This is a genomic window from Allorhizobium sp. Av2, assembly GCF_021462805.2.
GTDB classification, from domain to species: domain Bacteria; phylum Pseudomonadota; class Alphaproteobacteria; order Rhizobiales; family Rhizobiaceae; genus Allorhizobium; species Allorhizobium vitis_G.
In genome coordinates, this window is the sequence record NZ_CP192696.1 from 3,451,278 (window position 1) to 3,472,311 (window position 21,034).

Genomic DNA, 21,034 nt, shown 5'->3' on the forward strand with positions numbered 1-21,034 from the left:
ATGACGCAGCGTATGGACAAGCGGTTCGCCGATCTGAAGGAAGAGGGCCGTCCGGCTCTCGTCACTTATTTCATGGGCGGCGATCCGGATTTCGAAACGTCGTTGGCGATTATGAAGGCGCTGCCGCAGGCTGGTGCCGATGTGATCGAGCTTGGAATGCCGTTTTCCGACCCGATGGCCGATGGTCCTGCCATCCAAATGGCCGGTCAGCGCGCCCTGAAGGCCGGGCAGACCCTGGTAAAAACCCTGGATATGGCGCGGGAATTCCGCAAGGGCGATCAGGCTACGCCGATCGTCATGATGGGGTATTACAATCCGATTTATGTCTATGGCGTCGAAAAATTCCTGGATGATGCGCTGGAAGCGGGCATTGATGGCTTGATCGTCGTCGATCTTCCGCCGGAAATGGACGATGAATTGTGCCTGCCAGCCCGCCAGCGCGACATCAATTTCATCCGTCTGGCGACGCCGACCACGGATGAAAAGCGCCTGCCGATGGTGCTGCAAAACACTTCTGGATTCGTCTATTATGTGTCAATGAACGGCATTACCGGCTCGGCTTTGCCCGATCCGTCCAAGGTTGCCGGTGCTGTCGGGCGGATCAAGGCCCATACCGATCTGCCGATCTGCGTTGGCTTCGGTGTGAAGACGGCAGAACATGCAAGGCTGATTGGCGCCAGCGCCGATGGCGTTGTGGTTGGCACGGCCATCGTCAATCAGGTCGCACTGAGCCTGACCAAGGATGATAAGGCGACGTCAGATACCGTGCAATCGGTGGTAACCCTAGTGCGTGGGCTGGCAAGTGGCGTCCAGACCGCCCGGCTTGCGGCTGCGCAATAGTCCTTCTAAAATGGGCTATTGCCTTGGAAGACGCGGAGCCTGAGCGGGTTCCACCTCTTCCTGATTGTCTGTTTTCAGCCTTTTCGGATGCCGGCCCGCCGATCCCGGAACTGCTCGATCAAGGAGTATTCAAAGTGAACTGGATTACCAATTACGTTCGCCCCCGCATCAATTCCATGCTGGGCCGTCGCGATGTTCCGGACAATCTCTGGATCAAGTGCCCCGAAACCGGCGAAATGGTCTTTCATAAGGATCTGGAAGAGAACAAATGGGTTGTTCCCGCCTCCGGCTATCACATGAAAATGCCTGCCAAGGCGCGGCTGGCCGATCTGTTCGATGGCGGCAAGTACGAAGCTTTCGCCCAGCCGAAAGTGGCGCAGGACCCGTTGAAGTTTCGCGATTCGAAGAAATACAGCGACCGCCTGAAGGATAGTCGCACCAAGACCGAGCAGGAAGACACGATTGTCGCCGGTCTCGGCACGGTCGAAGGCTTGAAGCTAGTGGCCGTCGTGCATGAATTCAACTTCATGGGCGGTTCGCTCGGCATTGCTGCTGGTGAAGCCATCGTCAAGGCGTTCGAGCGGGCCATTGCGGAAAAATGCCCACTGGTGATGTTCCCGGCTTCGGGCGGGGCGCGTATGCAGGAAGGCATTCTGTCGCTGATGCAATTGCCGCGCACTACTGTTGCCGTCGATTTGCTGAAGGAAGCAGGCCTGCCTTACATCGTTGTGCTGACCAATCCGACCACGGGTGGCGTGACAGCCTCTTATGCCATGCTGGGCGATCTCCATATCGCTGAGCCGGGTGCCGAAATCTGCTTTGCTGGTAAGCGCGTGATCGAGCAGACCATCCGCGAAAAGCTGCCGGAGGGGTTCCAGACCTCGGAATACCTGCTGGAGCACGGCATGGTCGATATGGTGGTCAAGCGCCACGATATTCCGGCCACCCTGGCCCGCACCCTGAAAATCCTGACCCGGCAGCCGGCAACGGTGGTTGGCGCCAATGACGACAAGACCTTGTCGGTCATTGAGGCCTCGCGCGCCGTTTCCGCCTGATCGCTTTGGGTGATATACTGACGGCAATCGCCGCATGACATGCTTAAAGCCGGAAGCAGTATCACTGCCTCCGGCCCTTAAAACGACTTGCAAGCCTGGAACCGCACTATGATAGAGAATACGCTGAGCCAGGCTGAACAGGTCATCAACGAATTGATGCAGCTGCATCCCAAGGGTTTTGATATGACCCTTGAGCGTATGCGGCGCTTGCTCGAAGTGCTGGGCAATCCGCAGGACAATTTGCCGCCGGTCATCCACGTGGCTGGCACCAATGGCAAAGGTTCCGTCAGCGCCTTTTCCCGGGCGCTGCTGGAAGCAGGCGGCCTTGCCGCTCATGTTCACACGTCCCCGCATCTGGTCAATTGGCACGAACGCTACCGGATTGGCGTTAAAGGCGGCAAAGGGCAGATCGTTGAAGACGGATTGTTGGCCGATGCGTTGAGACGAGTGGCCGTAGCCAATGCGGGCCAGCACATCACCGTTTTTGAAATTTTGACGGCTGCCGCTTTCCTGCTGTTTTCTGAAATTCCCGCCGATGCGGTCATCATGGAAGTCGGCATGGGTGGACGTCTGGATTGCACCAATGTTGTGGACCGGCCAGCCGTCTCCGTCATCATGCCGATCTCTTTTGATCATCAGGCCTATCTGGGCGACCGGGTTGAACTGATCGCAGCTGAGAAAGCCGGGATCATGAAAAGACGGCGACCGGTGGTAATCGGCCATCAGGAATTTGCCGCGGCCCGCGAGGCGCTGGTGGATATTGCCGAGCGTTTGGGCTGCCCGCTCTCGGTGTTCGGTCAAGATTATCTGGCCTTTGAGGAACATGGGCGGCTGGTCTATCAGGATGAAACGGGCCTGATGGATCTGCCCCTGCCAAAACTTCCGGGTCGCCACCAGTTCGCCAATGCCGCAGCGGCCATCCGCGCCGTGCGCTCCGCTGGCTTTACCGTGACCGAAGCCATGGCTGAAACGGCGATGCACAGCGTCGAATGGCCAGGCCGCCTGCAAAGGCTGACGGAAGGCGCATTGCTGGACCATGCGCCGAAGGGCGCCGAAATCTGGGTGGATGGCGGCCATAATCCCGGTGCCGGTGAAGTGATTGCCGAGGCCATGGCAGGCTTTGAAGAACGCCAGTCCCGCCCGCTCTATCTGATCACCGGCATGCTCAACACCAAGGACCCGCTTGGCTATTTCAAAGCGTTTGAAGGCTTGGCTGTCCAGGCCTTCACCGTACCAATCCGCGGCACCGACGCCGCCTTAGACCCAGTTGCGCTGGCCAGTTCTGCCTACGATGCCGGAATTCCCGCAGAGCCGGTGTCATCGGTCGCGGAAGCGCTTGAGGCGATCCGTAGCCGGGTTAATGCAGAAGAGATTGCCCCGCGAATCCTGATTGGTGGCTCGCTTTATGTGGTCGGCAATGTGCTGGCGGATAATGGCACGCCGCCGAGATAGCGTTTGCGTCCTGCGTCATATCCTGCCTGACATTGCGATAAACGATGTTTCCCCATCGGCATCACTATAGGGTGGCCGAGTGATTCTCCGGCCCAATGCGCGATCCCCATGGAAACATCCCTTTATCTACCTGTGAAATCGTTTCTCGAAAAAGCAGGATATACCGTCAAAGGCGAAATCGGCGGCTGTGATCTCGTGGGCTTGAGCGCCGACGATCCATCCGTCGTGGTGATCTGCGAACTGAAACTGAGTTTCAATCTGGAACTCATCCTCCAGGCCGTAGACCGGGCAGCCATATCCGACGAGGTCTGGATTGCCGCGAAAATCTCCGCCAAGGGCAGGGGGAGGGAGGCCGACAAGCGCTACCGCGACCTCTGCCGCCGTCTCGGCATCGGCATGCTCGGCGTCTCCGCCAGCGGTGACGTTAGCATCATCGTCGGCTCCGTTTCGCCCATGCCACGCACTAATCCCAAACGACGCTCCCGCCTGATGCGCGAACACCAGACCCGGCGCGGCGACCCGGCCCTTGGCGGCAGCACCCGAATGCCTGTGATGACCGCCTACCGCCAGAACGCCCTTGCCTGTGCCGCAATTCTTCTCGCCGGGCCGACGCGGGTTGGTGATGTGCGCAAAGCGGTCCCGGATGCCGGGAAGATTCTGCTCTCTAATGTCTATGGTTGGTTTGAGCGGGTTGAGCGAGGCGTTTATGGGCTGACGGATGCAGGGCAAGACGCGCTGAAGCGGTGGCCGCAGGTGCGAGCGGTTGGAGCTGATGCCTAGATAACCCTGCCATTCGGACGTCGAAACGACGATGGCGCTCGCTTATAGAGTGCCTGAAACGAGTCGTTGAATCTCCGGACGCTACCAAAACCGGATGCAAATGCGACCTCTGTTAGGGGCATGTCCGTCTCGTCGATAAACCTCTTTGCCTTCTGCACACGCCTCGTTGCTGCTATTTCACTTGGGCTCGCACCTGTATGATGCCTGAACAGCCGCAGGAGATGGCGCGGGCCAACACCAAGCATGTCGGCAAGATCGGCAACCGACCCTTGATCGAGGAACCCTTGTTCGATCAGGCGCATCCCGCGCGCGACCGTGGTTGCTGTTCCCATCCATGCTGGCGAGCCGGGCGCTGCCTCTGGCCTACAACGAAGGCAAGGCCGAAAGCCCGCCCGCTCCGCTGACGCTGCTGTTGCATAGAATGTGACATTCTTCGAGTGAGCGGGCCGCACTGGGCAAACCGGGCGGCAATAAATCCGCGTCGAGCGAACACCTGAAAAGAACAGGCCGTCAAAAGTCTTATCGCGGGCAAGCCGCGCGCTATCGCACGTTTCGCGGTCCAGATGCGGTGGCAACGTCTGCAAGTCGGGAGAAACTATAACCATCAAAGGACTTTAGCGCCGCTACCCTTCCCAGAGTAGTTGGAATCGGACCTGATCGGGCGATGAAGTCCGATTCCAGCGAGCATCCTTCAGGACTCCGATCGATCTTGCCGATCAATTCGAGAGGGAATCGTCGTGAAATCAAAAACAACAGGCACTGAAATTGGAATTGCACCAGGTGGTCAAGGGCATATGCGCATTGCCGCAGAGATCGGCTTGCTGCTGTTGCTGTCACTCATTTGGGGCAGCTCTTTCACCTTGATCAAAGTTGCCGCCGACACTGTGCCGCCTCTGACCATGACGGCGGCGCGTGTAACGATCGCGGCGCTTTTGCTGGTTCTTTTTGTGAAGATGCGCGGGCTTTCTCTCCCTCGAACGGACGCGACATGGGCCGCGTTCTTCGTTCAAGGTTTGCTTCAAAGCGCACTCCCCTTCACGCTCATCAGTTGGGGCGAGCAACATATCTCAAGCGGCCTAGCTGGGGTGCTTAATGCGACACCTCCCATGTTCGTGCTGCTGATCGCTATGACAACTGGATATGGAGGCCAGCGCATCACCACGCAGAAAATCGTCGGCGTTGTGGTTGGCCTCGCTGGCGTCGTCATCACGATCGGCTTTCAGTCGTTTGGGTACACCGCTGCCCCTTTAGCCCAAGCGGCAGTCCTGGGGGCGAGTCTTTGTTACGCGGTGGCTCCAATGTGGGGGCAGCGTTTTGCCGGTCTCCCTGCAATCGTCACGGCGGCAGGTGCCATGAGCTGCGCGGCAATCATGATGCTGCCAGCGGCCATCGTCATCGAACATCCTTGGACCCTTACCCCGACGCCAGAGGCAATCGTCGCCGTGCTGGTGCTCGCCGTCCTCTGCACGGCTATCGCTATGGTCATATATTTTCGCCTGGTGCAGACCCTTGGCCCGCTTGGCACCACCAGCGGCAGCTATCTGCGCGCCGGATTCGCCGTCGCCCTCGGCATTCTCTTCCTCGGGGAAAGTTTTACATGGTCAGTCCTCATCGGCATGACACTGATCGTCCTCGGGGTGATCGCTGTGACTGTTCCTTTACGCTTGCTCCGGGCAAGAGGCTGAAGCATGATGGAAGCTCTTGAAGCGATGACATATGCGCAAGAAGACTGGTGCGAGCAAGGATGGTGTTTCAGGCTTTATCTTACCTCGCCGACCTCGGAAGCTGCAATTGATGCTCTAGAGGTTCTAACGCTTATGAAATATCTCATAACATCGCGCGTCGTCTCGACCATTGATCCGGCCGAAGTCACAAGGCAAGGCTTTGTAATTGGATCAGCTCTCGCGGACGGATGCGTGCGTATTCAAATTTGCTGGTGGACATTGGGCGGCGAACTTCATCGGGAGGCCATTTTATGGGGGCCCAGCACTCGATGCTGGGAACAACTTCCGCCATGGGAAATCGGAAATACTAACGAGATCATCGTTATCACGCGAGAGGCTGCCGATTTTTTCCAAAGCCTTCGAAAATAAGCAAGGCAGGAGGGTGGAGCATCTAAGGTGAGGGCGCCAAGCCCCATTCACCCTGCGATTTGTTTTCTTACGACAGTCGCACAAAAAAGCCCGGCAAAACCGGGCTTCTTCGCATCCAATTATATCCAGCCACCACTCAAGCAGCGCCAGCGATCCAGCTGGACAGGGCCGTTTTCGGAGCGGCGCCAACCTTGATGTCGGCGACTTCGCCGCCCTTGAACATGGCGAGCGTTGGGATGGAGCGGACGCCGAATTTGGCGGCGAGTTCTGGGTTTTCGTCAATGTTGAGCTTGGCGATCTTGACCTTGCCGGCCATTTCCGTGGAAATTTCATCCAGGCTGGGGGCGATCATCTTGCAGGGGCCGCACCATTCTGCCCAGAAGTCCACCACGACAGGCTCTACAGACTGTAGAACTTCTGCCTCGAAATTGTTTGCATCGACTTTTACCGTAGCCATTGGCTGCTCCTTGGAGAATTCCTGTTGTCACATATATGATGGTTATTGTGAGGATTTCAACTTAAAGCGCATTGCAATTGTCGGGCGTCAGCCAGCACAAAACGTTATAGCGCCGCGCCGATTTTTGTTTCGCATGGCAATGCGGTTGAAATGCTTGAACTTACAGAGGAATTACACAGATGAGGCCCTCACAGGGCCTAGAGCAGGCCTTCAAGTTCTTTTAGCCGGTCATTGACCAGCCAGCCATAGTAATTTTCTTCCGGCAGGCCGCCACGACGTCCCAGCGCCCGGGCTCGCGCTTCGGAATTCCCGACATTGTAAAGCGTCGCTGTCAGGCCCGGATTGTTGGAAATATCCACATTGGCATAGGTTTTATAGTCATCGATGGATTTGCGGATGATCGCCGCGATATAGGCGAGTGAGGTATCCGGGTCCATGATCGCCTTATAGAGCCCAGCAGCATCCTTCTCGTCCAGTTTGGGATAGCCGGATGTCTGGTGGACCATATCGGTCAGCATCAATGCCGTCAGCGGATTGATCTGGCCAAGGCCAAAGGTTTGCCCGGCATAGAAAGGCTGGAAAAATACCGCGCTGAAGCGATTGTTGGGAAAGCTCTTGTTGCCGACTCGCTTGCCCTGAAACTTGTCTTCCCAGACATTTTCCCGGCAGGTCCACAGCTTTGCCGAATCCTTCAAGTCGGCGCAGGCGGCAAATTCCGGGCGAGCGACGAAATCATCGACCTCCTCGCCGTCATAGGCAAAGCGGAAGGTGTGACCGGCATAGGAAGCGGCCTTCACATAGTAACTTTGCAATGTGTCGTAGGCATCGACATTATAGGTATGCTCACCGACCAGCGCGCCAACGATGTGGATCGGGTCGATATTATAGGCTGCCGCGGTTTTCTTGATCTTGCCGATCAATTGGCGGTCCTTGATCAGCAGATCGCGAATCTTCTCGTATTTCAGGTCGAAGGTGGTCTTGGTTTCCTTGGTGCGCTGCTTGGATGCGCCGGGAATGGGGGGCTGTTCGGCATTGCGATTGCCCGCAGGCACCATCCGCACCTCGGCGGCCTGGATTTCCGGCACGAAGGCGGCGGAAAAAGCACATGAAACCGAAAGAATAAAGACCAGAGCTAAGCGACGCACCATTTCCATCCCGTATATATTGCAGATCGGAACGATGTTTCACCAACCCGATACCGCCTTGCCCTATTACGGCGAGCGGCCCTCCTTATAGAGGGAGGGCCGGTACTGTCGACTCTCGACCGGTCACAAGGCCGAATTAGGGCGCTGATTTGCCGATTTCACCCCATTCCGGTGCGAAAACATCACAGAATATAGCGCGACAGGTCTGTGTCAGCGGCGATTTCACCGACATGCTCGCGCACATAGGCCGAATCGATCATCACTTTCGCACCGCCGCGATCCGGCGCGTTGAAGGAAATGTCGTCGAGCACCCGCTCCATCACCGTCTGCAAACGCCGCGCGCCGATATTTTCAATCGAGCTATTGAGGTTGACGGCAACATCCGCCAGCGCGTCGATGGCATCCTCGGTAAACTCGAGATCCAACTGTTCAGTGGCCATCAGCGCGATATATTGACGAATGAGGCTGGCCTCGGTTTCCGTCAGAATCCGGCGAAAATCCTCCTTGGTCAGTGCCTTTAGCTCAACGCGAATCGGCAACCGGCCCTGTAATTCCGGCAGGAGGTCGGACGGTTTGGAGACGTGGAAGGCGCCCGATGCGATAAACAGGATGTGGTCGGTCTTCACCGGCCCGTATTTGGTGGCAACTGTCGTGCCTTCCACCAGGGGCAGAAGGTCGCGCTGCACACCTTCGCGCGACACACCGGCGCCCATGGCGCCTTCGCGGTTGGCGATCTTGTCGATTTCGTCCAGGAAGACGATGCCATCGTTTTCAACCGACTTCACCGCTTCGCGCTGGATCACTTCATTGTCGATCAGCTTGTCGGATTCGTCACGGATCAGATCGGCATAGGAGGTCTTGACGGTGGTGCGGACCTTTTTGGTGCGGCCACCCATCGCTTTGCCAAACATGTCGGACAGATTGAGAATGCCGACATTGGCCCCCGGCATGCCGGGAATCTCAAAGCCGGGCATGCCGGAGCTTGTCTCTGCAACCTCGATATCGATTTCCTTGTCGTCCAGCTCTCCGGCCCGCAGTTTCTTGCGGAAACTATCACGGGTGGCAGGCGAGGCGGTGGCACCGACCAGCGCATCCAGCACCCGTTCCTCGGCCCCGGCATGGGCCTTGGCTTCCACCTCCAGCCGCTTCTTTTCCTTGATCAGGCCGATGCCGATTTCCACGAGATCACGGATGATCTGCTCCACATCGCGGCCGACATAGCCAACCTCGGTGAATTTTGTGGCCTCGACCTTGATGAAGGGTGCGCCCGCCAATTTGGCGAGGCGCCGGGAAATTTCAGTCTTGCCGACGCCGGTCGGGCCGATCATCAGGATATTCTTGGGCATGACTTCGTCGCGCAGGCTTTCATCGAGCTGCTGGCGGCGCCAGCGGTTGCGCAGCGCAATTGCCACGGCACGCTTTGCATCGTTCTGACCGATGATATAACGGTCGAGTTCCGAGACGATTTCGCGGGGTGAAAAAGTTGTCATTGAGATTACACCTGGAAGGAGTGGAAAAGGAGGGCGATCAGTTGGCGCTTTCCAGCGTTTCGACCAGCACGTTTTCATTGGTATAGACGCAGATATCGGCGGCGATCTTCATGGCTTTGCGGGCCACTTCTTCCGCCGACTTGTCTGTGTCCATCAAGGCCAGAGCCGCAGCCAGCGCGTAATTGCCGCCCGAACCGATGGCAATCGTGCCATGTTCGGGTTCCAACACATCGCCATTGCCGGTAATGGCCAGCGTCACCGTTTTGTCGGCCACCAGCATCATCGCTTCCAGATTGCGCAGATATTTGTCGGTGCGCCAGTCTTTGGCAAGCTCGACGGCGGCGCGCATCAACTGGCCGGGATATTGCTCCAGCTTCTTTTCCAGCCGCTCCAGCAGGGTGAAGGCATCCGCCGTCGCGCCAGCAAAACCGGCGATCACCTCGCCCTTGCCAATGCGGCGCACCTTGCGGGCATTGCCCTTCATCACGGTCTGACCAAGGCTGACCTGACCATCACCGGCCATCACCACCATGCCGCCCTTGCGCACCGTGATGATCGTGGTGCCATGCATGGTTCCATAGGGATTATGTTCGCTCATATCGATCCGTTCCAGTCCATCGCCGTTCAATCCGGCGCTTCGATTGACCTTTATGTAAGCGGCCAAAACACAATTGCAAACGCCAAGACGGTTGGCCGTTATCCTGATGCCGGATCGCCGAAAAACCCGGCTCATCCTGCTGGATATTTCAACCCCCGCCTGATAAGGAACGGCATATTTTCAAGGAGAAGGCCATGGCAGAGAGCCGCAGCGCCAGCATTTCGCGCAAGACCAACGAAACCTCGGTCTCGGTTTCCGTCAATATTGACGGCACCGGCACTTCGAAGATTTCGACGGGGGTCGGTTTCTTCGACCACATGCTGGATCAGCTCAGCCGCCATTCGCTGATCGATATGGATATCGACGTGACGGGCGACCTCCATATCGATGATCACCACACCGTCGAAGACACTGGCATTGCCATCGGCCAGGCGATTTCCAAGGCATTGGGCGACCGGCGCGGCATTGTGCGCTATGCGTCGATTGATCTGGCCATGGACGAGACGATGACCAAGGCGGCCATCGATGTTTCAGGCCGGCCTTTTCTGGTTTGGAACGTCGCATTCTCGGCACCGAAGATCGGCACATTCGACACCGAACTGGTGCGGGAATTCTTTCAGGCGCTGGCGCAAAATGCCGGTATTACCCTGCATATCCTCAATCATTACGGCGCCAACAACCACCATATCGCCGAAACCTGCTTCAAGGCCGTCGCTCGCGTCCTGCGCAGCGCCACCGAAATCGATCCGCGCCAGGCGGGCCGCATTCCGTCCACCAAGGGAATGCTATAAACGATCAAGTTGAGGATCAGAGCCTCCATGCGTGTTGTGATTATTGACTACGGATCAGGCAATCTGCGGTCCGCCACCAAGGCGTTCGAGCGGGCCTCCCGGGAATCCGGCCTTGATGCCGAGATCGAACTGACCGACAAGGCAGACCGGGTGGCAACCGCCGACCGGATCGTGCTGCCCGGCGTCGGTGCCTATGCCGATTGCAAGCGGGGCCTCGATGCTGTGCCCGGCATGCATGAAGCGCTGGTCGAAGCGGTGGAGGTCAAGGGCCGCCCGTTTCTCGGCATCTGCGTCGGCATGCAGCTGATGTCGTCGCGCGGGTTGGAAAAGACCGTCACCGAAGGCCTCGGCTGGATTGCGGGCGATGTCGTGGAAATGACGCCTTCTGATCCGGGCCTGAAGATCCCACAGATCGGCTGGAACACGTTGACACTTGCCCGTCCTCATCCGCTATTTGACGGGATTGCCACCGGCAATGACGGGTTGCATGCCTATTTCGTGCATTCCTACCATCTGGCGGCCAGCAATGCCGATGATGTCATTGCCACGACCGACTATGGCGGCCCGATGACCGCTTTTGTGGGGCGTGACAATATGGCAGGCGCACAATTCCATCCGGAAAAGAGCCAGACACTGGGCCTCCAGCTGATTTCTAATTTTCTCAATTGGGCGCCGTGAGCCCGTGCCGATGGATAGCATACGATGATCCTCTTTCCCGCCATCGACCTTAAAGACGGCCAATGCGTGCGCCTCAAGCTGGGCGATATGGAGCAAGCCACTGTCTACAATCCCGATCCCGGTGCGCAGGCCAAGGCCTTTGAAGACCAGGGCTTTGAATGGCTGCATGTCGTTGACCTGAACGGTGCCTTTGCCGGTGAAACCGTCAATGGCGCGGCGGTGGATGCCATTCTCAAGGCGACGAAAAATCCGGTCCAGCTGGGCGGCGGCATCCGCAGCCTTGCCCATATTGAGACCTGGCTTCAGCATGGCTTGTCGCGCGTCATTCTCGGCACGGTCGCCGTGCGCGATCCGGCCCTGGTGATTGAGGCCTGCAAGCTTTTTCCCGGCAAGATCGCTGTTGGCATTGATGCCAAGGGTGGCAAGGTGGCCGTGGAAGGCTGGGCGGAAGCCTCTGAGCTTGGCGTGGTCGAGCTGGCAAAAAAGTTTGAAGGCGCAGGCGTTGCGGCAATCATCTATACGGATATCGACCGGGACGGTATTCTGACCGGAATAAACTGGGCTTCGACGCTGGAACTGGCGGATGCTGTCTCCATCCCTGTCATCGCGTCTGGCGGACTTGCGTCAATAGAGGATATCCGCCGGATGCTGGAGCCGGATGCGCGCAAACTGGAAGGTGCAATTTCCGGTCGCGCCCTTTATGATGGGCGGATTGATCCGGTGGAAGCGCTGGCGATGATCCAAGCTGCCAAGGGCTGAGGGGGGAGCATTTTATGACGCTGAAAGCCCGTATTATTCCCTGCCTCGATGTGAAGGATAGCCCGCGATGCTCGCAGCCGCAAAGCGGCGAGGACACGCAAACAACAAGAGAGGCCATCCTGTGACACTCAAGGCCCGTATTATTCCTTGTCTCGACGTGAAGGATGGCCGTGTCGTCAAGGGCGTGAACTTTGTCGATCTGATCGATGCCGGTGATCCGGTCGAAGCGGCCAAGGCCTATGACGCCGCCGGTGCCGATGAGCTTTGCTTTCTGGACATTACCGCCTCATCCGATAATCGCGAGACGATTTTTGATGTCGTCGCCCGCACGGCAGATCATTGCTTCATGCCGGTCACGGTGGGGGGCGGTGTGCGGGCGGTTGGCGATATTCGCAAGCTGTTGCTGGCCGGTGCCGATAAGGTTTCAATCAACTCGGCAGCCGTGAGCAATCCCGATTTTGTTGCGGAAGCCGCCGATAAATTCGGCAATCAATGTATTGTGGTTTCCATTGATGCAAAACGTCGCCGAAGCCAGGCCAGCGGTGGCGACAATCTCAGCGCTTGGGAGATTTATACCCATGGAGGGCGCAATGCGACCGGCATTGACGCTGTCGAATTTGCAGTCAAAATGGTCGAGCGTGGCGCAGGCGAATTGCTTGTCACCTCTATGGATCGTGATGGCACCAAAAGCGGTTATGATTTGGAGCTGACCCGCGCCATTGCCGATGCGGTTCGGGTGCCGGTGATTGCCTCTGGCGGTGTTGGCACGTTGGATGATCTGGTGGCGGGTGTCAGGCAAGGCCATGCCACTGCCGTTCTCGCAGCGTCGATTTTCCATTTCGGGACCTATTCGATTGCCGAGGCCAAGGCCCATATGGCCAATGCCGGTATCCCCATGCGTCTCGACCAGGCCTGAAGGGGCAATTTCATGACCACATTCACGCTGTCCGATCTGGAGGCCATCGTTGCCACCCGCGCCAAGGCTTCGCCGGACGAAAGCTGGACAGCAAAGCTGGTGACGGCAGGCCAGGACAAGGCCGCCAAGAAGCTTGGCGAAGAGGCTATCGAGGCGGTGATGGCAGCGGTCAAAAATGATCGCGCCAACCTGATCTATGAGAGTGCCGATTTGCTTTATCACCTGTTGGTCGTATTGAAAATTGCCGATATCCCGATAGAAACGGTGATGGAAGAGTTGCAACGGCGCACTGCCCAATCGGGCCTCAGCGAAAAGGCCAGTCGGTAGGACACATGACGACAGCGATCAGGCAGGCCGAGGGGGAGGAAGCCCTTGATCATTTCCAGGTAGGCAGCTACTCGCCCTATCTGTTCTTTTCGTCGGAGGAATGGGCGCGGTTTCGGGCCGATACGCCGCTGACCTTGACGCTGGACGAAGTACATCGCCTGCGATCCATCGATGACCCGATCGATCTTGCCGAGGTACGACGGATCTATCTGGCGTTGTCGCGGCTGTTATCCTCGCATGTCGAATCGTCGCAATTGCTGTTTGAGCAGCGTAACCGCTTTCTCAGTACCAATGTGACCAAGACGCCGTTCATTATCGGTATTGCCGGGTCGGTGGCGGTGGGTAAATCCACCACGGCGCGCGTGCTGAAGGAGCTTTTGGCCCGCTGGCCTTCCAGCCCGAAAGTTGATCTGGTCACCACCGATGGCTTTCTGTATTCGAACGCGACGCTGGTGCGCGACAACAAGCTCAATCGCAAAGGTTTTCCCGAGAGTTACGATACGGCGGCTTTGCTGCGGTTCCTGTCAGCCATCAAAGCCGGGCAGCAGAATGTCAAGGCGCCGCGCTATTCCCATCTGACCTATGACGTGCTGCCTGATCAACATACCATCATCGACCGCCCGGATATCCTGATTTTCGAGGGCATCAATGTGCTGCAATCCCGCGACCTGCCGAGGGATGGCAAGATCGTGCCGATGGTCTCGGATTTCTTCGATTTCTCGATCTATATCGATGCCGAGGAAAGCCTGATTCACAATTGGTATGTCAAACGGTTCATGAAGCTGCGCCAAACGGCCTTCCGCGATCCGAATTCCTACTTTCATCGCTATGCGACGATCAGCGAAGATGAAGCTTCAACCATTGCCGAAAATCTCTGGAGCCACATCAACCTGATCAATCTGCGCGACAATATCCAGCCCACCCGGCCCCGGGCCGATTTGATCCTGCGCAAGGGAGAAAATCATCTGGTAGAGCAGGTGGCATTGCGAAAATTATAGGGCAATGCGCCCATCTATTATTATAAGTTGATGTTTTCATAAGGTTTTATCTCTGGGAGGAGAGTTATGACATTGATTGATCCCCACAAAACCGCGCCGGTTTCCGGCAGGCGTGTATTTCTGGGGGCGGCAGCGACAGCGATAGCCGCGACCGCCACAGGGCAAAGCGGACAGGCAGCGGATACAAAAGCTGGCGGTGGCCCGCTATCGGATCTGCCCATCACTTTGCCCCGGACAGAGTTTGTTTACGAGGCGATTTTTACCCTTCAGGATACGATTGAGATGGGTGCGTCCCCGCTGGGGGACAGGCGTATCATCAATATTACCGGCGGAGAATTTGCCGGGCCGCGAATCAAGGGCAGGGTCATGCCTGGTGGGGCCGACCGGCAAGTGCTCCGCAAGGACGGTGTGCGCCTTCTCAACGCGCTTTATGAATTGCAGGCGGATGACGGCGCCGTCATTACCGTCAACAACAGGGTGTTGATCGACCGTCAACCGGACGGCACGCAATATGCTTTTTCGCATATCGATATTACCGCACCGGATGGACCGCATGACTGGCTGAACCGCCGTGTCTTTGTCGGCACCCTGCACAGCTTACGGCCCAAACCGATGGTTTTGATTCGCGTGTTTAGTCTGGTTTAAGTCCAGGGACACGAGGAGACGTTAGCCTTGGAGGGTGCTGCGTGTGGGGAGCGATCAATCTTGACCCGGTTTCTCGCGCATTTTCTTGATTTCGCCGCGTCCCACCTTCGCCTTCAACCGGCGTTCGATTGAGCCCTTGGTGGGTTTGGTCTTCCGGCGCGGCGGCGGTGGTGGTTTGGCTGCTTCAAGCAGCAATTCCTTCAGCCGTTCGCGGGCATCTTCCCGATTGCGCTCCTGGCTGCGAAAGCGGCTGGCCTCGATCAACAGCACGCCTTCTTTGGACAGGCGGCGGCCCGCCAATTTGATGGCATTGGTCTTGATACGGTCCGGGAGCGAGGGAGAACTTGTCAGCGGAAAGAACAATTGGACGGCGGTCGAGACCTTGTTGACATTCTGCCCGCCCGGACCACCGGCCAGCACGAATTGCTCGGTCAATTCCCAACCGGCAATCGTAATCCTGTCATTGATATAGAGCGGGTCGCTCGCCATGGTCCTGTCCAGCCTTTTCGCCGTGAGGCTGTAGCGGAAAACGCCAGTTCAGGCAAATCTCGGTTCTTTGGTATCTCAGGCTGTTTTCCTGGAGCCTAAGCACCATGGAAAAAGCCCGGCGATAGTCATCGCCGGGCTTTCCAAAATCGTCACACGTGAAACGTTTACTGCGCAGCAACGGCCAGAACCGGAGCCGCATCGCGGACATTGCTGTCCACATGGGCTTCGAATTTCTCGAAATTGGCGATGAACATGCCGACCAGTTTCTTGGCCTGCGCGTCATAGTCAGCCCCATTTGCCCAGGTCGAGCGTGGGTCGAGAATGCTGGTATCGACGCCGTCGACAGCAACCGGTACCGCGAAGCCGAAATTGGCGTCGGTGCGGAACTCGGCTTTCTTCAACTCACCGGACAAGGCCGCCGTCAGCAGGGCGCGGGTGGCCTTGATCGGCATGCGGCTGCCGATACCGTAGGCGCCGCCGGTCCAGCCGGTGTTGACCAGCCAGCAATCCACTTCGTGGCGGGCAATCAACTCCTTGAGCAGATTGCCATATTCTGCCGGATGACGCGGCATGAACGGTGCGCCGAAGCAGGTCGAGAAGGTTGCTTCCGGCTCTGTTACGCCGCGCTCCGTGCCAGCCACTTTCGCGGTGTAGCCGGAAAGGAAGTGGTACATTGCCTGTTCTGGTGTCAGCTTGGCGATCGGCGGCATGACGCCAAACGCATCTGCTGTCAGCATGATGATGGTCTTCGGATGACCAGCGCGGCCGGTGGGCGACGCATTGGGAATGAAGTTCAGCGGATAGGCGCAACGGGTGTTTTCGGTCTTCGAGCCATCGTTGAAATCCGGGACCCGGTTTTCATCCAGAACGACATTTTCCAGCACCGTGCCGAACCGCTTGGTGGTGGCGTAGATTTCCGGCTCGGCTTCTGCCGACAGGCGGATGGTTTTGGCGTAGCAGCCACCTTCGAAGTTGAAGATGCCGTCCTCGCCCCAACCATGTTCGTCATCGCCGATCAGCGTGCGGGCAGGGTCGGCGGACAGAGTGGTTTTGCCGGTGCCGGACAGACCGAAGAACACAGCCGAATCGCCAGCCGGGCCAACATTGGCCGAGCAATGCATCGGCATGACCTGTTTGGCAGGCAGCATGTAGTTCAGCGCCGTGAATACCGACTTCTTCATTTCACCGGCATAGTAGGTGCCAGCGATCAGCACGATGTTGTTGGTGAAGTCGCAGGCGATGACCGTTTCGGTCCGGCAGCCGTGACGGGCCGGATCAGCCTTGAAGCTTGGCAGGTCAATAATGGTGAATTTCGCTTCGAAATCGGCAAGCGCGGAGCGATTCGGACGAATGAGCAAGTTACGGATAAACAGCGAATGCCATGCGAGTTCCGTTACTACGCGGGTTGGCAAAGCGTTGGCGGCATCGGCGCCGCCAATCAGATCCTGGACGAACAGGGTCTTGCCAGCCACATGCGCCAGCATGTCCTGATGCAGAATGTCGAAATGCTCTTTCGACATCGGCTTGTTATTGTCCCACCAGATCTGGCCATCGGTATTGGCGTCACGCAGGATGAACTTGTCCTTGGGCGAGCGGCCCGTATGCTGTCCGGTCTCGGCCAGAAGCGCGCCGTCCGCGGTCAGAACAGCTTCGCCATTGCGGATCGCATGCTCATAAAGGGCGGCGGGCAGCAGGTTATAATGGACATTGGCGGCCTTGCCCAAGCCAATGGTCTCGATCCCAAGACGGCTATTGTTCACTCCAAGCTCCTCCATGATGCAATTCCTTCTTCAGCGGGATGGCCAGATAATTATGGGTCAACGCTAATGACCGAATTTTAAAAACGCAAGAGAAAAATCTTGAAAACATCAATAATATCATATATTTAATCGTTTTAAACTGGTATGTTAGTTTTAAATCGGTTCAGTTTAAACGCGATGCGCCTTTGTCTTTTGCTGTCGAAACGGGACTGCGTTGACGCCGGATATGCCTGCCCCCTTTATCTTTGCCACAATTTGTTCCACCTTTACCCTCATGAAGCGCTTCGCGGCCCCTATATGGAATGTGGCTGCGGGCCGTCACCTTCTTGATGGGCGGTGGCGGCAATCGGTAATGACGGAGATAAACGGCATGCAGACAATTGCGCTTGTTGACGACGACCGGAATATTCTGACGTCGGTTTCGATCGCTCTCGAAGCCGAGGGCTATAAGGTCGAAACTTATACGGATGGAGCTTCGGCGCTGGACGGGCTTCTGGCGCGGCCGCCGCAGCTGGCAATCTTCGATATCAAGATGCCACGCATGGATGGGATGGAACTGCTGCGCCGCCTGCGCCAGAAGTCAGATATCCCGGTGATCTTCCTCACTTCCAAGGATGAGGAAATCGATGAATTGTTCGGCTTGAAAATGGGGGCCGACGACTTCATCACCAAGCCGTTTTCGCAGCGCCTGCTGGTAGAGCGGGTCAAGGCCATTCTGCGTCGCGCCGCCAATCGCGAAACCGGAAACGCACCCGGCAATGTCAAGAGCGCTGCCGAGCAGCAGGCCCGCAACCTGGAGCGTGGCCAACTGGTCATGGACCAGGAGCGCCATACCTGCACCTGGAAAGGTGATCCGGTCACGCTGACGGTTACCGAATTTCTGATCTTGCATTCGCTGGCCCAGCGGCCAGGCGTGGTGAAAAGCCGTGATGCGCTGATGGATGCCGCCTATGACGAACAGGTCTATGTCGACGACCGCACCATTGACAGCCATATCAAGCGCCTGCGAAAGAAGTTCAAAATGGTCGACAATGATTTCGACATGATCGAAACGCTGTACGGCGTTGGATACCGCTTCCGCGAAACGGCCTGATGCCGCCTGCGGGCATTGCTTGCGGATTGAGAGCCTGCCGAGGTCTGATTGAACCAGACAGGCTCTTAATTCTCTTGTTTTCGTTTGTCTTTTCGGGAAAACCGGTTTCCCTGACAAACTCTAGGACCAGGCCCGGTTGAGAATGAACGTTGACGGCAGACATGATGGTGTTCGGTGGGATTCGATTGCCCCACAGGATAAGTGTGCCGTGTGAGGGGAATTCTATCCAAAAGGCCTATGGACGATAAGGACGGGGATCCCGGCGAGAGCCGCAGGCTGCCCTTGCGCCTGTCCTTTTCTCATCCTTTTACGCTGATCAGACGCATCTTCGGCAATGCCGTTTTCTCCAGTCTGACGCGACGGATCGTCTTCTTCAATCTTGCGGCGCTGATCGTTCTGGTCGCCGGTATCATGTATCTCAATCAGTTTCGCGAAGGGCTGATTGATGCGCGGGTGGAAAGCCTGCTGACTCAAGGCGAAATTATCGCTGGCGCGATTTCCGCCTCGGCCTCGGTCGACACCAATTCCATCACCATCGACCCGCAGAAGCTGTTGGAATTGCAGGCGGGGCAAAGCATCACCCCGGTGCCGAATGACGAAGACCTGGAATTTCCCATCAAGCCGGAGCGGGTCGCCCCCGTGCTGCGCCGCCTGATTTCGCCGACCCGCACCAGGGCGCGGCTGTTTGATGCCGACGCCAATCTGTTGCTGGATTCACGTCATCTCTATTCCCGTGGTCAGGTACTACGCTACGATCTTCCACCGGTCGAGGGCGATACCGGCAGTTGGACGGAATGGCTGGCCAAGCAATTCAACCGAATGCTGCAACCAAGCAATGTACCGCTCTACAAGGAAGCGCCTGGTGGCGACGGGTCGATCTATCCTGAAGTGATGAATGCGCTGACAGGGGTGCGCGGCGCCGTGGTGCGCGTGACCGAACAGGGTGAGTTGATCGTCTCCGTGGCGGTGCCGGTCCAGCGGTTCCGCGCCGTGCTTGGCGTGCTGCTGTTGTCCACACAGGCTGGCGATATCGACAAGATCGTCCATGCGGAACGCCTGGCGATCCTGCGGGTGTTCGGCGTGGCCACTCTGGTCAATATCGTGCTGTCGCTGCTGTTGTCCTCGACCATTGCCAATCCGCTGCGGCGCCTGTCGGCAGCGGCCATCCGGGTGCGACGCGGCGCCAAGGAGCGTGAGGAAATCCCGGATTTCTCCGCACGTCAGGATGAAATCGGCAATCTGTCCGTGGCTCTGCGGGAAATGACCACGGCGCTTTACGACCGGATCGATGCCATCGAGAGCTTTGCCGCCGACGTCAGTCACGAGTTGAAAAATCCGCTGACGTCTCTGCGCAGCGCCGTCGAAACCCTGCCGCTTGCCAAGACCGATGTGTCGAAGCAGCGGCTGCTGGATGTGATCCAGCATGACGTCCGCCGGCTTGACCGGTTGATCAGCGATATCTCCGACGCCTCGCGGCTGGATGCAGAACTGGCGCGCACGGATGCGGCACCGGTCGATATGGAAGTCGTGCTTGGCAATCTGGTGGAGATTTCCAGGCAGATCCGCAGCAGCAAGAAGCCAGTCGATATCGAATATGTCGTGGAGCACAAGCAGGGCCAGCAGGTCCGCTATATCGTCAACGGTCATGACCTGCGCATTGGCCAGATCGTCACCAATCTGATTGAGAATGCCCGTTCCTTTGTGCCGGAAAAGGAAGGCCGTATCGTGGTGCGCCTGTCGCGCACCCGCAGCCGCTGCGTCGTGCAGGTGGAAGACAACGGTCCCGGTATCCTGGTCGAGAATATTGACCGGATCTTTGAGCGCTTTTATACCGACCGTCCCGATGGCGAAAGCTTCGGCCAGAATTCAGGGCTTGGCCTCTCTATCAGCCGGCAGATCGCTGAGGCGCATGGCGGATCGTTGCGGGCTGAAAACATCCTGGAACCGGAAACCGCGCGAATACTCGGGGCCCGCTTCATCCTGACCCTGCCGGCAGAGCCATCTCCATGAACGAGAGCCGGCTCAACCTGCATGCAACCGGTGTCGTGCTTGGCAGGCGAGGCTATTTGATCATGGGGCCGAGCGGGTCGGGGAAGTCGCAACTGGCCCGCCTCCTGCTGGAAAATGCGCGGCAAAATGGCCTTTTTGCCGCTCTTGTGGCTGATGATAGGGTATGGCTGGAAGCCCGAGGCGGCAGAGTGATCGCATCCCGCCCCCAGACAATTGCCGGGTTGATGGAAATCCGATTCAGCGGATTGGTGACCGTTCCAAGCCTCGATGCGGCGGTGATCGATGCCGTCGTCCTTTCGGTGGAGCCATCGTCGATGACGGAACGCCTGCCGCAAAGCGCTGAAAGCAGGTGTTTTTTTCCGGGTCAATCCTTACCTGTCCTTCGCCTATGCCCGGCCCATCATCCAAGCGTTGCGGGGCTGCAACGGTTGCATGAGGCGTGGGCGGCAGATTAAAGGCGTGGCATCAAGACTATTTTGCACTTGCACTTCGTGTTTTCATCGCCAAGATGCACTGCACAGAATTGATTGGGTAATATTGGAGTTTGTCATGTGGGAAGTGGAACGCGGTTTTCCCGGAAAGACAAACGAAAGCAAGATAAGCGAGAGGGTGTCTGGTTCAAGCCGAACCTGACAGACTTCAGGGGTGAATTATAGTT

At 57.5% G+C, this 21,034-nt stretch carries 23 protein-coding genes; 16 read left to right on the plus strand and 7 right to left on the minus strand.

Features of this window, described 5'->3' with window-relative positions:
• From trpA to FS819_RS16105, 4 genes are all read left to right on the plus strand, one after another.
• Positions 1-840, plus strand: coding sequence for a tryptophan synthase subunit alpha (trpA, locus tag FS819_RS16090; RefSeq protein WP_156548160.1), 840 nt, complete (start codon positions 1-3; stop codon positions 838-840).
• Between the two features lie 134 nt (positions 841-974).
• The gene (gene accD / locus FS819_RS16095; protein WP_234624570.1) at positions 975-1,895 is read left to right on the plus strand and encodes an acetyl-CoA carboxylase, carboxyltransferase subunit beta; all 921 of its coding nucleotides are present in this window, start codon (positions 975-977) and stop codon (positions 1,893-1,895) included.
• Between the two features lie 108 nt (positions 1,896-2,003).
• Positions 2,004-3,347 carry a bifunctional folylpolyglutamate synthase/dihydrofolate synthase gene (locus FS819_RS16100; protein ID WP_197434103.1) on the plus strand — a complete coding sequence of 448 codons (1,344 nt, stop codon included), beginning with the start codon at positions 2,004-2,006 and terminating at the stop codon, positions 3,345-3,347.
• Between the two features lie 108 nt (positions 3,348-3,455).
• A complete protein-coding gene (locus FS819_RS16105) occupies positions 3,456-4,127 on the plus strand; it encodes a DUF2161 domain-containing phosphodiesterase (RefSeq protein ID WP_156548161.1) in 672 nt (223 codons plus the stop codon).
• On the opposite strand, the gene FS819_RS16110 is transcribed toward FS819_RS16105, so the two are convergent.
• Entirely contained in the window at positions 4,124-4,732 is a 609-nt protein-coding gene (locus tag FS819_RS16110) for a bifunctional transcriptional activator/DNA repair enzyme AdaA (protein WP_156548162.1), read from the minus strand. The two genes, FS819_RS16105 and FS819_RS16110, sit on opposite strands and share 4 nt — an antisense overlap.
• A 132-nt stretch (positions 4,733-4,864) precedes the next feature.
• Here FS819_RS16110 and FS819_RS16115 point away from each other — a divergent pair, with 132 nt between their 5' ends.
• Entirely contained in the window at positions 4,865-5,812 is a 948-nt protein-coding gene (locus FS819_RS16115; RefSeq protein ID WP_234624571.1) for a DMT family transporter, read from the plus strand.
• Between the two features lie 3 nt (positions 5,813-5,815).
• Complete coding sequence (locus FS819_RS16120) at positions 5,816-6,220, plus strand: hypothetical protein (protein ID WP_156548163.1); 405 nt, start codon at positions 5,816-5,818, stop codon at positions 6,218-6,220.
• A gap of 136 nt (positions 6,221-6,356) precedes the next feature.
• Here the strand turns inward: FS819_RS16120 and trxA are convergent, their stop codons facing one another.
• From trxA to hslV, 4 genes are all read right to left on the minus strand, one after another.
• Positions 6,357-6,677 (minus strand): thioredoxin, encoded by a 321-nt coding sequence (gene trxA / locus FS819_RS16125; RefSeq protein ID WP_070152468.1) that lies wholly within the window; start codon positions 6,675-6,677, stop codon positions 6,357-6,359.
• A 197-nt stretch (positions 6,678-6,874) separates the two neighbouring features.
• Positions 6,875-7,732, minus strand: a complete 858-nt coding sequence (locus tag FS819_RS16130; protein WP_234624579.1) for a DUF1402 family protein — start codon at positions 7,730-7,732, stop codon at positions 6,875-6,877.
• Between the two features lie 272 nt (positions 7,733-8,004).
• Positions 8,005-9,312, minus strand: a complete 1,308-nt coding sequence (gene hslU, locus FS819_RS16135) for an ATP-dependent protease ATPase subunit HslU (RefSeq protein ID WP_156548165.1) — start codon at positions 9,310-9,312, stop codon at positions 8,005-8,007.
• Positions 9,313-9,349: 37 nt separating this feature from the next.
• The gene (gene hslV, locus FS819_RS16140; protein ID WP_156548166.1) at positions 9,350-9,910 is read right to left on the minus strand and encodes an ATP-dependent protease subunit HslV; all 561 of its coding nucleotides are present in this window, start codon (positions 9,908-9,910) and stop codon (positions 9,350-9,352) included.
• A gap of 194 nt (positions 9,911-10,104) precedes the next feature.
• Here hslV and hisB point away from each other — a divergent pair, with 194 nt between their 5' ends.
• The 7 genes from hisB (at position 10,105) to FS819_RS16175 (ending at position 15,024) form a co-directional block, all read left to right on the plus strand.
• Positions 10,105-10,701: an imidazoleglycerol-phosphate dehydratase HisB gene (hisB, locus tag FS819_RS16145; protein WP_156548167.1), complete on the plus strand. Its 597-nt coding sequence runs from the start codon at positions 10,105-10,107 to the stop codon at positions 10,699-10,701.
• Between the two features lie 27 nt (positions 10,702-10,728).
• Positions 10,729-11,379, plus strand: coding sequence for an imidazole glycerol phosphate synthase subunit HisH (hisH, locus tag FS819_RS16150; protein WP_156548168.1), 651 nt, complete (start codon positions 10,729-10,731; stop codon positions 11,377-11,379).
• A gap of 24 nt (positions 11,380-11,403) precedes the next feature.
• Complete coding sequence (hisA, locus tag FS819_RS16155; protein WP_156548169.1) at positions 11,404-12,138, plus strand: 1-(5-phosphoribosyl)-5-[(5-phosphoribosylamino)methylideneamino]imidazole-4-carboxamide isomerase; 735 nt, start codon at positions 11,404-11,406, stop codon at positions 12,136-12,138.
• Positions 12,139-12,259: 121 nt separating this feature from the next.
• Positions 12,260-13,054, plus strand: a complete 795-nt coding sequence (gene hisF / locus FS819_RS16160) for an imidazole glycerol phosphate synthase subunit HisF (RefSeq protein WP_060718847.1) — start codon at positions 12,260-12,262, stop codon at positions 13,052-13,054.
• 12 nt (positions 13,055-13,066) lie between these two features.
• Positions 13,067-13,381, plus strand: a complete 315-nt coding sequence (locus tag FS819_RS16165) for a phosphoribosyl-ATP diphosphatase (protein WP_070152457.1) — start codon at positions 13,067-13,069, stop codon at positions 13,379-13,381.
• A gap of 5 nt (positions 13,382-13,386) precedes the next feature.
• Positions 13,387-14,379 (plus strand): type I pantothenate kinase, encoded by a 993-nt coding sequence (coaA, locus tag FS819_RS16170; RefSeq protein ID WP_012654531.1) that lies wholly within the window; start codon positions 13,387-13,389, stop codon positions 14,377-14,379.
• A gap of 66 nt (positions 14,380-14,445) precedes the next feature.
• Positions 14,446-15,024 (plus strand): DUF3237 domain-containing protein, encoded by a 579-nt coding sequence (locus FS819_RS16175; protein ID WP_156548171.1) that lies wholly within the window; start codon positions 14,446-14,448, stop codon positions 15,022-15,024.
• 54 nt (positions 15,025-15,078) lie between these two features.
• On the opposite strand, the gene arfB is transcribed toward FS819_RS16175, so the two are convergent.
• Together arfB and FS819_RS16185 are read right to left on the minus strand one after the other, a co-directional pair.
• The gene (gene arfB / locus FS819_RS16180) at positions 15,079-15,513 is read right to left on the minus strand and encodes an alternative ribosome rescue aminoacyl-tRNA hydrolase ArfB (RefSeq protein WP_070165185.1); all 435 of its coding nucleotides are present in this window, start codon (positions 15,511-15,513) and stop codon (positions 15,079-15,081) included.
• Between the two features lie 164 nt (positions 15,514-15,677).
• Positions 15,678-17,288: a phosphoenolpyruvate carboxykinase gene (locus FS819_RS16185; protein ID WP_156548172.1), complete on the minus strand. Its 1,611-nt coding sequence runs from the start codon at positions 17,286-17,288 to the stop codon at positions 15,678-15,680.
• Between the two features lie 355 nt (positions 17,289-17,643).
• On the opposite strand from FS819_RS16185, the gene FS819_RS16190 reads away from it, so the two are divergent.
• From FS819_RS16190 to FS819_RS16200, 3 genes are all read left to right on the plus strand, one after another.
• Positions 17,644-18,366 carry a response regulator transcription factor gene (locus FS819_RS16190; protein WP_087729524.1) on the plus strand — a complete coding sequence of 241 codons (723 nt, stop codon included), beginning with the start codon at positions 17,644-17,646 and terminating at the stop codon, positions 18,364-18,366.
• Positions 18,367-18,603: 237 nt separating this feature from the next.
• The gene (locus FS819_RS16195) at positions 18,604-20,376 is read left to right on the plus strand and encodes a sensor histidine kinase (protein WP_156548173.1); all 1,773 of its coding nucleotides are present in this window, start codon (positions 18,604-18,606) and stop codon (positions 20,374-20,376) included.
• A complete protein-coding gene (locus tag FS819_RS16200; protein ID WP_156548174.1) occupies positions 20,373-20,831 on the plus strand; it encodes an HPr kinase/phosphorylase in 459 nt (152 codons plus the stop codon). The genes FS819_RS16195 and FS819_RS16200 overlap by 4 nt, the downstream gene beginning before the upstream one ends.
• The last annotated feature ends 203 nt before the right edge of the window (positions 20,832-21,034 follow it).